Source organism: Paenibacillus sp. BIC5C1, assembly GCF_032399705.1.
Taxonomy (GTDB): Bacteria; Bacillota; Bacilli; order Paenibacillales; family Paenibacillaceae; genus Paenibacillus; species Paenibacillus taichungensis_A.
Genome location: NZ_CP135922.1, coordinates 787,351 through 800,373, shown reverse-complemented (window position 1 = coordinate 800,373; position 13,023 = coordinate 787,351). Strand labels below are relative to the sequence as shown.

6 protein-coding genes, 3 rRNA genes and 1 riboswitch are annotated in these 13,023 nt (G+C 47.2%); of the genes, 2 read left to right on the top strand and 7 right to left on the bottom strand.

Features of this window, described 5'->3' with window-relative positions:
• Window positions 1-146: 146 nt before the first annotated feature.
• The gene (locus RS891_RS03780; protein WP_315794466.1) at window positions 147-2,081 is read left to right on the top strand and encodes an amidase family protein; all 1,935 of its coding nucleotides are present in this window, start codon (window positions 147-149) and stop codon (window positions 2,079-2,081) included.
• Window positions 2,082-2,329: 248 nt separating this feature from the next.
• Here RS891_RS03780 and RS891_RS03775 read toward each other — a convergent pair whose 3' ends face one another.
• Window positions 2,330-3,325, bottom strand: coding sequence for a ketoacyl-ACP synthase III (locus RS891_RS03775; protein ID WP_315794465.1), 996 nt, complete (start codon window positions 3,323-3,325; stop codon window positions 2,330-2,332).
• A gap of 301 nt (window positions 3,326-3,626) precedes the next feature.
• Between RS891_RS03775 and RS891_RS03770 the strand changes: the two genes are divergently transcribed.
• The gene (locus RS891_RS03770; RefSeq protein ID WP_113055569.1) at window positions 3,627-4,181 is read left to right on the top strand and encodes an NADPH-dependent FMN reductase; all 555 of its coding nucleotides are present in this window, start codon (window positions 3,627-3,629) and stop codon (window positions 4,179-4,181) included.
• A gap of 197 nt (window positions 4,182-4,378) precedes the next feature.
• Here the strand turns inward: RS891_RS03770 and rrf are convergent.
• From rrf to RS891_RS03740, 6 genes are all read right to left on the bottom strand, one after another.
• A 5S ribosomal RNA gene (gene rrf, locus RS891_RS03765) occupies window positions 4,379-4,495 on the bottom strand.
• Between the two features lie 143 nt (window positions 4,496-4,638).
• A 23S ribosomal RNA gene (locus RS891_RS03760) occupies window positions 4,639-7,564 on the bottom strand.
• 308 nt (window positions 7,565-7,872) lie between these two features.
• Window positions 7,873-9,424: ribosomal RNA gene (locus RS891_RS03755) — 16S ribosomal RNA — on the bottom strand.
• Together the 16S, 23S and 5S rRNA genes form the textbook arrangement of a ribosomal RNA operon.
• A gap of 656 nt (window positions 9,425-10,080) precedes the next feature.
• On the bottom strand, window positions 10,081-10,470 hold the full coding sequence (locus RS891_RS03750) for a hypothetical protein (protein ID WP_315794464.1): 390 nt from the start codon (window positions 10,468-10,470) through the stop codon (window positions 10,081-10,083).
• A 235-nt stretch (window positions 10,471-10,705) separates the two neighbouring features.
• Entirely contained in the window at window positions 10,706-12,082 is a 1,377-nt protein-coding gene (locus tag RS891_RS03745; RefSeq protein ID WP_113055357.1) for an NCS2 family permease, read from the bottom strand.
• A 190-nt stretch (window positions 12,083-12,272) separates the two neighbouring features.
• Window positions 12,273-12,373: riboswitch (purine riboswitch) on the bottom strand.
• Between the two features lie 378 nt (window positions 12,374-12,751).
• Window positions 12,752-13,003 carry a hypothetical protein gene (locus RS891_RS03740; protein ID WP_113055356.1) on the bottom strand — a complete coding sequence of 84 codons (252 nt, stop codon included), beginning with the start codon at window positions 13,001-13,003 and terminating at the stop codon, window positions 12,752-12,754.
• Window positions 13,004-13,023: the final 20 nt, after the last annotated feature.

The following is a 13,023-nucleotide window of genomic DNA, read 5'->3' as shown; positions in this document are numbered from 1 at the left end:
TATGGCGTGAATATAGTATGTATACGTTTTTTTGGATAAATATCAGTGTTGTAAGAATACCTTACATGTATTTAGAATGTGACAAAAGCAACTATATCAGATTCGCTAACACACATCATTGATACACAGGAAGGGAGCGTGGATGCATGACTAATCATGGATCTGTATTGAAAAAAAGTGGGGCCTTGTTACTGGCCGGAGCAGTTGTTGCCACAACATGGGGAGTAACGGTCCCCTCAGCTTCAGCTGCAATATCTACGCCTTCTAGCAAAACTACGGTTGCAGCCGTAACCGCTGGTAAGGCTCCTGTCACTGGAACAGCATTTGTTCAAGCCATGGAAGAAGCGGCTACACTTGCAGGTGTTCCTTTTTCCATGGACAAGCTTTCTGGTACAACAGTACAGCGTAAAGATGCTGCTTTAGCTTTGCAAACCTGGCTGAATCTGGAGTCCACTCCAGAATCGTTCAAGGATGTCCCGGATCAGGCGAGCTTTGCCGGTGCTGTTGGTGCGTTGAACACCGCTGGGTTGATGAAAGGATATACCGACGCCCTCTTCCTTCCTAATGCAGTACTTACCCAAAATGATGTCGCCATATTGAAAGACCGCATTTATAACTACATAAAACCATTTGTTCTGGAGGAAGCCACCATTACGGATCTCCAGGCTGCCATGACGCAAGGAAAGCTGACATCCAAAGAACTCGTTCAGAAGTACCTGGATCGCATTGAAAAATACGATGATCAGGGTGTGAGCATTAATGCAGTTCTGACGTTGAACCCGGATGCTCTCAAAATCGCTGAAACGTTAGATGAAGAACGTGCAGCTCAGGGCCCCCGCGGACCTTTACATGGTATTCCGATTTTAGTTAAAGACAACTTTGATACCAACGATATGCCTACAACCGCAGGATGTATCTGTTTGAAAGATTCTGTTCCTGCTCACGATGCTGAACAAGTGAAGAAACTCAAAGCAGCCGGGGCCATTATTTTGGGCAAAACCAATCTGCATGAATTCGCATTCGGCATTACCACGTCCAGCTCGCTGGGTGGACAAACACTGAATCCTTATGCGCTGGATCACTATCCAGGCGGATCAAGTGGTGGTACGGGTGCCGCCATTGCCTCAAACTTTGCAGCTGCAGGCATGGGTACTGACACGGGCGGATCAATCCGTATCCCTTCCAGCTTCAACAGCCTTGTTGGTATTCGTCCAACGATCGGACTGTCCAGCCGTGAAGGAATCATCCCTCTCGCATTGACACAGGATGTCGGTGGTCCTATGGCTCGTACCGTGAGTGATGCCGCAATCATGCTGGATGCTACAGCTGGCTATGATAAAAATGATGTCGCTACAGCTTATGCTGTAGGCAAAATCCCTTCCAGTTATACAGATTTCCTGGATGTAAACGGTCTGAAAGGTGCACGGATCGGTGTGGCCACCGAACTCATCCCAAGCACCAAAGCTGAGGAAAAAGCCGTTGCTGACGTGATTAACAACGCTGTAGAAGAACTCAAAACGCTGGGAGCTACGGCAGTCCCAATCAGCATTCCGAACCTGGCTGAAATAAACAAATACCCAAGCTTGAGTGGATACGAGTTCAAATTCCAACTTAATGACTATCTGGATTCTCTTGGTGACGAAGCCCCTTATCACAGCTTGTCTGAGATTATTGCTTCCGGACAGTTCGACAAATCACAAGAACAGTCAATGAAGACTCGTGATGCACGGGAAACGTTGGAAACTGCCGAATACAAGGACATCGTCCTGAAACGTACTCAAATCACACGTGAGTCCTTGCTGAAAGTTATGGCGGACAACAACCTGGATGCCATCATCTATCCTACGTCCACGCAAGCCGCTGGTGTTATTGGCGAAGGACAAAACTCCGGCGGTAACAACCGATTGAGTCCATTCTCCGGCTTCCCGGCAATCACCGTACCTGCTGGATTTACAACTGAAGGTTTACCGGTAGGTATGGAATTCCTGGGCCGCGCCTTTGATGAAGGAACCTTGATCAAGCTGGCTTACAGCTATGAGCAAGGGACTCATCATCGCCAAGCACCGAAGCTCACGCCATAAATCGTTCATCAGGTTAATTAAACTACGATTAGAATAATGCAAACTTTTATGGTAATAGCCTGCTTCATAGGAATTGAGCGGTATCAGATACAAAGCTAATCGTTATGGAGTTATTATTGAGTTAGAGAACCTTCAATCAATCTAATAAACAAACAAAAAAGTACATCCCTTTCATGCGTTCATGAAAAGGATGTACTTTTTTTGTGTATTATCTCCATTCAAGCATGAAAAGACTTATATCTGTTTCTTTAATGGGTATCAGGTACGCTCCATCTAAGCACGAGACCTGCATAGGTCAGGCCGCCCCCAAAACCAAAGAGGGCCACTTGATGCCCATTCTTTAATTTTCCTTCGTCTACTGCAAGCTGTAAAGCAAGCGGAATGGAAGCGGCAGAGGTATTCCCTCGGTACTCCACACTTGTTAAAGTGCGTTCCAGCGGAATAGGACCGCGTTCACACACCGCTTCAATCATTCTTAGATTCGCACTATGGGGTACAAACCAATCAATCTGCTCCGGACTCATCTCTGCTTTGGCTATAAGCCCACCCAATTGTTCTGGAATCGTGCGTACTGCCCACTTATAGATCTCTCTGCCATTCTGGACAAGACATCCCTCACCCTGTAGAGGTACGCCATTCATCTCAGAAGAAAGACCCGTTTTATAGAGATGAATACCTCCTTCTCCACTCGTACCTGAGATGGCTGCCATAAAGTCACCTTTACCAACAGCCCTTTCTACCAAAAACGCTCCTGCCCCGTCCCCGAACAATACACATGTCGTACGGTCTGTATAATCGGTAATCTTGGACAACGTCTCTGCTCCAATAACCAACACTTTATGATACATGCCACTGGTTACCAAACTGTCCGCCAGCTGTAATCCATACGTAAACCCCGCACATGCCGCATTCAAATCAAGCACTCCCGTATGTGGAATCTTGAGATTCGCCTGTACTCTGGATGCTGTGCTTGGGAATGAATATTCAGGTGTGCTGGTAGCAACCAAAATCATATCCACATCTTCTACCTTAACATTATAACGACGCATCATATCCTCTACAGCCTTGGTGGCCAGGTCAGATACAAATTGATCATCAGCTGCTATGCGCCGTTCTCTCATCCCTGTACGCTGTACAATCCATTCATCACTCGTGTCGACCAGCTTCTCCAAATCAGCATTACTTAATATTCGATCCGGTACATACGTACCCATTGCGGTAATGGTTGACATTGATTGATTCATACCGGTAGTCACCTCGTTTGTTTTTTACCATTATAGCACTAAGTATTAGTACTTGGTACTAATTTTTAAAAAATTTATTATTATGCTTCATACCTCAGTTGTTTATATTAAGCACTCTATTCATCCTATTACCCGGAGTCATGCAAGCTATCGCATGCAGTTTTAATGAAGAATTGTGGATATCCTCTGAGTAACATGAAGAATGCCTTAATTTAATGTGTTCTCTATAGACAGTCCATTCCAACAGTAGGAAAATAAACAGATTGCCTACATTACTAAAGAATAGAGATGATGTATACCTATGAAAAAAGAATATAATATCCTTGCGATTTCCGGCAGTCTGCGCAATCAGTCCTCTAATACGTTACTAATGCATGCCATGATTAAGCTAGCTCCTTCTTACCTTAAGTTTGAAGTATATGGTGGATTAAATGATCTACCACATTTTAACCCTGACCTTGATGTAGAAGAACCCCCTGAGTCCGTGCAGAATTTAAGAGCCCAACTGAAACATTCGGACGGAGTTCTGATCTGCACGCCGGAGTATGGGAACGGAGTTCCTGGAGTATTAAAAAACGCATTAGATTGGATTGTATCTTCTGGAGAATGGATTAATAAACCCACTATTGCCATTGCTGCTTCTCCAAGCCCTATGGGAGGTGACAAAGCCCATGCTTCACTATTGCTGACGTTAAACATGATTAATGCCCAAGTTTTACATGAGGCCTCTCTAACCATTCCTCATATTACAATGAAGATAAATAAACAAGGAGTCATCATTGATTTAGAAATCCAGCATGCATTGGAAAACACCCTTTTGTGCCTAGGGGATGCATGCAACCAAATGGATAAATAGACAGAGAGTCTGCTCAATTTATACTGACTATAAAGAAATGAACAGGCAAAAAGACTTAACACATTCACATAAATCAAATAAAAAAACAGCCCTGGATTTGCTCCGGGCTGTTACGGTCTATATTAGTTATTTCGTATGAGAAACCTCATATTAAACAAATAAAAACCACCACCGAATAACATCGGCAGTGGTTCTTTGCTTGGCGGCGTCCTACTCTCCCAGGACCCTGCGGTCCAAGTACCATCGGCGCTAGAGGGCTTAACGGTCGTGTTCGGGATGGGTACGTGTGGAACCCCTCCGCCATCGCCACCAAACGCGATTTGTCGAAGCATAGCTTCTTGAAATCATTGTGGAACTGAAAATCATACACACATTCTGTGATGTACCGATTTTCATTTCAGAGTTTATTCTCTGAAAACTAGATCCGAAACGAATTTGCGATTCATAACCTGCATATTTGGATAAGCCCTCGACCGATTAGTACTGGTCAGCTCCATGCATTGCTGCACTTCCACCCCCAGCCTATCTACCTCGTCGTCTTCAAGGGGTCTTACATACTGGGAAATCTCATCTTGAGGGGGGCTTCACGCTTAGATGCTTTCAGCGCTTATCCCGTCCGTACATAGCTACCCAGCGGTGCTCCTGGCGGAACAACTGGTACACCAGCGGTACGTCCATCCCGGTCCTCTCGTACTAAGGACAGCTCCTCTCAAATTTCCTACGCCCACGACAGATAGGGACCGAACTGTCTCACGACGTTCTGAACCCAGCTCGCGTACCGCTTTAATGGGCGAACAGCCCAACCCTTGGGACCTACTTCAGCCCCAGGATGCGATGAGCCGACATCGAGGTGCCAAACCTCCCCGTCGATGTGGACTCTTGGGGGAGATAAGCCTGTTATCCCCAGGGTAGCTTTTATCCGTTGAGCGATGGCCCTTCCATGCGGTACCACCGGATCACTAAGCCCGACTTTCGTCCCTGCTCGACTTGTAGGTCTCGCAGTCAAGCTCCCTTATGCCTTTGCACTCTTCGAATGATTTCCAACCATTCTGAGGGAACCTTTGGGCGCCTCCGTTACTCTTTAGGAGGCGACCGCCCCAGTCAAACTGCCCACCTGACACTGTCCCCGCACCGGATTACGGTACCAGGTTAGAACCTAGATACGATCAGGGTGGTATCCCAACGGTGCCTCCACAGAAGCTTGCGCTCCTGCTTCAAAGGCTCCCACCTATCCTGTACAGATCGTACCCAAATTCAATATCAAGCTGCAGTAAAGCTCCATGGGGTCTTTCCGTCTTGTCGCGGGTAACCTGCATCTTCACAGGTATTAAAATTTCACCGGATCTCTCGTTGAGACAGCGCCCAAGTCGTTACGCCATTCGTGCGGGTCAGAATTTACCTGACAAGGAATTTCGCTACCTTAGGACCGTTATAGTTACGGCCGCCGTTTACTGGGGCTTCGGTTCACAGCTTCGGATTGCTCCTAACCGCTCCCCTTAACCTTCCAGCACCGGGCAGGCGTCAGCCCGTATACTTCGCCTTACGGCTTCGCACAGACCTGTGTTTTTGCTAAACAGTCGCTTGGGCCTTTTCACTGCGGCCCCCTCGTGCTATTCACACTACCGGGGCACCCCTTCTCCCGAAGTTACGGGGTCATTTTGCCGAGTTCCTTAACGAGAGTTCTTCCGCGCGCCTTAGAATTCTCTTCTCGCCTACCTGTGTCGGTTTGCGGTACGGGCACCATCACCTGGCTAGAGGCTTTTCTTGGCAGTGTGAGATCATGACCTTCGCTACTATAATTTTCGCTCCCCATTACAGCCCAGCCTTACGATGTGCGGATTTGCCTACACATCAGCCTCACTGCTTAGACGGACATCCATCAGTCCGCGTCACTACCCTGCTGCGTCCCCCCATTGCTCATAACGGCTTACGGTGGTACAGGAATTTCGACCTGTTGTCCTTCGACTACGCCTTTCGGCCTCGCCTTAGGTCCCGACTTACCCTGAGCGGACGAGCCTTCCTCAGGAACCCTTAGGCTTTCGGCGGATCAGATTCTCACTGATCTTTTCGTTACTCATACCGGCATTCTCACTTGTATAATGTCCAGCGCTCCTTACGGTACACCTTCAACCCTTATACAACGCTCCCCTACCCCTGATGCAAAGCATCAAGCCATAGCTTCGGTGGTGTGTTTAGCCCCGTTACATTTTCGGCGCAGAGTCACTCGACCAGTGAGCTATTACGCACTCTTTCAATGGTGGCTGCTTCTAAGCCAACATCCTGGTTGTCTGTGCAACTCCACATCCTTTCCCACTTAACACACACTTGGGGACCTTAGCTGATGGTCTGGGCTGTTTCCCTTTTGACAATGGATCTTAGCACTCACTGTCTGACTCCCGGAAGTAAGTCTATGGCATTCGGAGTTTGACTGAGCTTGGTAACCCTTGCGGGCCCCGCACCCAATCAGTGCTCTACCTCCACGACTCTGTTTTCCGAGGCTAGCCCTAAAGCTATTTCGGGGAGAACCAGCTATCTCCGAGTTCGATTGGAATTTCTCCGCTACCCCCACCTCATCCCCGCACTTTTCAACGTGCGTGGGTTCGGGCCTCCAGTGCGTGTTACCGCACCTTCACCCTGGACAGGGGTAGATCACCCGGTTTCGGGTCTACGTCCACGTACTATGTCGCCCTATTCAGACTCGCTTTCGCTGCGGCTCCGGCTCTTCACCTTAACCTTGCACGGGAACGTAACTCGCCGGTTCATTCTACAAAAGGCACGCCATCACCCCTAAAACGGGCTCTGACTTTTTGTAAGCACACGGTTTCAGGTTCTATTTCACTCCCCTTCCGGGGTGCTTTTCACCTTTCCCTCACGGTACTGCTTCACTATCGGTCGCTAGGAAGTATTTAGCCTTGGCAGATGGTCCTGCCGGATTCATACGGGGTTTCACGTGCCCCGCACTACTCGGGATACATCTCGGAGAGAACAGACTTTCAACTACAGGGCTTTTACCTTCTTTGGCGGGCCTTTCCAGACCTCTTCGTTTAACCGGTTCCTTTGTAACTCCATGTGAGATGTCCCACAACCCCAAAGAGCAAGCTCTCTGGTTTGGGCTTCTCCGCGTTCGCTCGCCGCTACTGACGGAATCACTATTGTTTTCTCTTCCTCAGGGTACTTAGATGTTTCAGTTCCCCTGGTATGCCTCTACACAACCTATGTATTCAGTTATGAGTAACTGGAAATTACCCCAGCTGGGTTTCCCCATTCGGACACCCCCGGATCAAAGCTTGCTTACAGCTCCCCGAGGCAGTTTCGTTGTTCGCCACGTCCTTCATCGGCTCCTAGCGCCTAGGCATCCTCCGTGTGCTCTTAGTAGCTTAACCAGTTGCTCCGGTTTCGATGGCGCGCTCCGCTTGTTTTGGACTACGTCCAAAGCCAAAAGTCGCTTCCCATTCGATACCATCGCAATAGCAGTCTACCTTATAAACATTTCACTTGTTTACACAAGATCAGCTTAAAGGAATGTTCTAAATCGCAATTTTCGTTTCGATATCTAGTTTTCAAAGAACAAGCTCCATGCAAAAGCAAGCTGTTTGAGAGTTTGAGCTCTCAAAACTGAGCAACGAGTGAGTAAGTTTTGCAGCTTAGCTGCGTATTTGAATGTTTCCACTCGGGAAACGATTCTCCATAGAAAGGAGGTGATCCAGCCGCACCTTCCGATACGGCTACCTTGTTACGACTTCACCCCAATCATCTATCCCACCTTCGGCGGCTGGCTCCTTGCGGTTACCCCACCGACTTCGGGTGTTATAAACTCTCGTGGTGTGACGGGCGGTGTGTACAAGACCCGGGAACGTATTCACCGCGGCATGCTGATCCGCGATTACTAGCAATTCCGACTTCATGCAGGCGAGTTGCAGCCTGCAATCCGAACTGAGACCGGCTTTTTAGGATTCGTTCCACCTCGCGGCTTCACAGCCCGTTGTACCGGCCATTGTAGTACGTGTGTAGCCCAGGTCATAAGGGGCATGATGATTTGACGTCATCCCCACCTTCCTCCGGTTTGTCACCGGCAGTCACCTTAGAGTGCCCACCCGAAGTGCTGGCAACTAAGATCAAGGGTTGCGCTCGTTGCGGGACTTAACCCAACATCTCACGACACGAGCTGACGACAACCATGCACCACCTGTCTCCTCTGTCCCGAAGGAAAGGTACATCTCTGTACCGATCAGAGGGATGTCAAGACCTGGTAAGGTTCTTCGCGTTGCTTCGAATTAAACCACATACTCCACTGCTTGTGCGGGTCCCCGTCAATTCCTTTGAGTTTCAGTCTTGCGACCGTACTCCCCAGGCGGAGTGCTTAATGTGTTAACTTCGGCACCAAGGGTATCGAAACCCCTAACACCTAGCACTCATCGTTTACGGCGTGGACTACCAGGGTATCTAATCCTGTTTGCTCCCCACGCTTTCGCGCCTCAGCGTCAGTTACAGCCCAGAGAGTCGCCTTCGCCACTGGTGTTCCTCCACATATCTACGCATTTCACCGCTACACGTGGAATTCCACTCTCCTCTTCTGCACTCAAGTCACCCAGTTTCCAGTGCGATCCGGGGTTGAGCCCCGGGATTAAACACCAGACTTAAATGACCGCCTGCGCGCGCTTTACGCCCAATAATTCCGGACAACGCTTGCCCCCTACGTATTACCGCGGCTGCTGGCACGTAGTTAGCCGGGGCTTTCTTCTCAGGTACCGTCACCTTGAGAGCAGTTACTCTCCCAAGCGTTCTTCCCTGGCAACAGAGCTTTACGATCCGAAAACCTTCATCACTCACGCGGCATTGCTCCGTCAGGCTTTCGCCCATTGCGGAAGATTCCCTACTGCTGCCTCCCGTAGGAGTCTGGGCCGTGTCTCAGTCCCAGTGTGGCCGATCACCCTCTCAGGTCGGCTACGCATCGTCGCCTTGGTGAGCCGTTACCCCACCAACTAGCTAATGCGCCGCAGGCCCATCCCCAAGTGACAGATTGCTCCGTCTTTCCAGTTCTCTTCAGGAGAAGAAAACAACTATTCGGTATTAGCTACCGTTTCCGGTAGTTGTCCCAAGCTTGAGGGCAGGTTGCCTACGTGTTACTCACCCGTCCGCCGCTAACCATCAGAGAAGCAAGCTTCTCTTCAAGTCCGCTCGACTTGCATGTATTAGGCATGCCGCCAGCGTTCGTCCTGAGCCAGGATCAAACTCTCCAATAAAGTATTGAAAAGAGCGATAAGCTCATTTTGAAACTGACGAGATTAAAAATCTCATTTATTTTGCTTCGAAATCATACAGCCCGAAGACTTGTACCGATTTCTCAGCGTCGATCTTGCAAGCAAGATCGTTACTCACTCGTTGTTCAGTTTTCAAAGATCAAACTTGTTTCATTGCCGTGTGTTGTTCACCTCAGCAACTTTTATATCTTATCACATCCGAACCAACTTTGCAAGCTCTTTTTTTAAGTTTCTTTCGAAGCTTATTTCGTTCGCTTGCCCCATCGTGTTTCTCGTGTTTTCTTGGCCGGAATTAGAATATACCATGTACAGTTTTGGAATGCAAGCTTTATTTTTAATTTATCTGTGAGCGGTTCTCTTCTTCCTCACTACTCCGATTATACTTTACACGATACTCATCTCGCAGCAGCAACTACCTTTCCAAACTTGGGAGAATAGCAGTTCTCTCATTGCACCAGTTTCTATTATATATAGTAGAGTACCTTTCAAACTGGTTGTATCCGTCTTGCTGTTAACTCATCTCAATCAGATATACCGACCTGTCCAATTCATAATCATTTATAAAACTAAAAAAACAGGATCGGCTGTTTCCGCTCCCGCTTTCCTGAGTTATAGATGTTTTTATTTGAGTATAAAGATCAGGGTCTGATGATCTCACCATCCGAGCCACTTACATCAAAGAAACCAACCTTATGTTTCCTAGCCAACTCACGCATCATTTTATAGGCTTCTTCCGCAACAGACCACGCGAATGCAGCATAAATCACTTCTTTTCCTAGTGAGTATTCTGTTAATCGATTATCTGTTCCCGCTTCCTCCATTGCTTCAAACACATCGTCGTCTACATTCATAGAAGGAAATGTCAGAATAAGCTCTTCGTAAAAACATTGCAGCTGCTCTGAGCTCACCTTAATGTCTGAATAGGAATGGTCCTCCGCCCACTTTGTCTGCTCACCATACCATCTCATAAACGACGCTTTATCAACTGGAGCTTTGGCTGGATCAAAAACCATCAAATCATAACTCATGTATGTTCCCCCTTTATATATAGAAGAAAGTCAATTTCAATCTCCCACAGATCAAGAATATCCCCTACGTAGAACATTTCAAAGAGTCTCCTGTCCCTTCTTTTAGAGCTAACGCTACATATATAAGAAACAAAAAGAGCGAAAGCCCCGTTAAAGTCCAAGGCTTCCGCTTCTTTCAATTGCATAAATAAGCAATACATTATTAGTATCTGACCCAATTCATTCAGTCAAACCTTTATTCTCCACCGATAAATACATACCGGCATATAACAATGATAGCCAATATCCACATAAGCCAGTGGATCTTCACTTTGCGCTCGGTAACCAGATTACCGAATACGGCCAAGATTACATAGGATATAATCCCTGCGGAGATCCCGTTTGCAATTCCTCCAGTGAAAGGCATCAGTACAATGGTAAGGAACGCCGGGAAAGCTTGCAGGAAATCATCCCACTCAATGCTGCGAACCTGACTCATCATCAAAACACCCACGATAATCAATGCTGGAGCTGTTGCTGCGGACGGAACAACCAATGCCAGCGGAGCTATAAACAAAGCCAGGATGAACAGAATACCTGTCGTTACAGAGGTCAGACCTGTACGTCCACCAGCTTCGACGCCAGAGGCACTTTCGACAAAAGCGGTAATTGTACTTGTACCCAGTGCAGCCCCTGCACTTACACCTACTGCATCGACAAGCATTGCTTTACCAACTGTTTTCTCACCTTTTTTCTTGTCCTTCATAATCCCCATTCGTGTTGCTGTACCTACCATCGTTCCGAATGTGTCAAACAGCTCTACAAAGGTGAAGATGAAGATGATTTCGAACAATCCAAGACTAATGGCACCTTTCAAATCCAGTTGTCCAACTGCCAGATCACTAAAGTTAGGCATCCAGCTTGCACCGGACAAGCCGCTGAGATTCGTAACGCCCATTGGGATACCAATCAACGTTGTGGCAATGATACCGATCAGCAGTGCGCCTTTGACGCGCATAACCATCAGTATAGCGATAATGAACAGTCCAATCAGAGCCAGTAATGCATCATGATGCGTGATAAAATTACCTAAAGACAGGTTAAAACCGCTCCCTGGAATCGGTTGGCTCAGATCCGCATCAGGCGCAACATTGACTGTTACAGCCACCAGATTAGCCAGTTTGAAACCCACAATGGTAATAAAGAGACCAATACCAACCGTAATTGCCATCTTTAATGAGTCCGGAACTGCAACGAGCAGCATTTGACGGATTTTGGTTACAGTCAGAATAATGAATACAATACCTGAGAGGAACACAGCTCCCAGAGCTGCCTGCCAGGTTATCGCACCGTTGGAGCTCAGAACTACGGTCATGAAGTATGCGTTCAAACCCATACCCGGTGCAAGGGCAATCGGAATATTAACGAACAATCCCATAATGATGGTCATCAAACCAGCACCTACGGCTGTTGCAAAAAATACTGCATTGTCCGACATACCGGCTCCGGCTGATCCCAAGAACAACGTGTTTACGAAAAGAATGTACGCCATTGTCATAAAGGTAGTAAGACCCGCAACAATCTCCGTTCTAACGTTCGTTCCATTTTCTTTTAGTTTAAAGAAACGATCCATAATTCACTAACTCCCCCTTAGAGATGTTGAAGCCATATTGAAAACCGACAAAACGACAAATACCCCTGAAGATGAAATATATCACCCAGGGTTTTAGCTGACGAGGAGTGGCACTGTGCCAATTACGGAGAACAAAAAAAATTCTAATGTGCGAGATGTCATGCCCGACGCAATCATGTAGAATTCATGTGCTCAGCCTTATCCTCTTCGTAGCCAGATCATTAGGGTGATCTCGTAGAGACTCCCAGGCCAAATCCCCGGGATTATACGAAGTAGTATGCGTTTTTTGTGTGTTTCCCATCACTATTTTAGGAGGGATGCCTCTAGTTTGTCAATGATAAAAACGAATATTACCCTCGCTCAGCTTATAAATCGTTCGTATTATTTAACAAAATGAACCAGTTCAGCGGTTTACAACCCAAATTAAAATTGGGTTTACATTAAGTTTTCATGTGTATATGTCGATCTTGCCACAAGTTTTCTCTTCATCTACAACAATAAAAAAGCTACCATAATCAAAGCGCATGCCCTTTGATTATGGTAGCTTGATCGGTCTTCTAGAAGATGGTTATGTGGTGAGAATAACGTTTCTTAATATCCATTAGCTTAGGTAACGGAGCAAGCGGCGACGATCACCAGATCATTTTTTACACGATAAGTCCTACGTCCTTAAATTTCTGTCTGAAGTCCATCCCTTACCTGCTGTTGTTCTTGATTGGTGTTAGCCGTTGACCTTTCATATAACTCCTGATTCTGGGCTTGATCGGAAGACGAATCTGCTGCCTCTAAATTAACAAATGAAGAATCCCCTGCACCAAGAGCCAAGTCCTGCATACCCGAGCCGCATCCTGCCAGCATCACCATCAGAAACGCACTTCCAATGCCCATCTTCCATTTGCTCATATTGTCGGTTTTACGCATACATTCAATTCTCCTTTCAG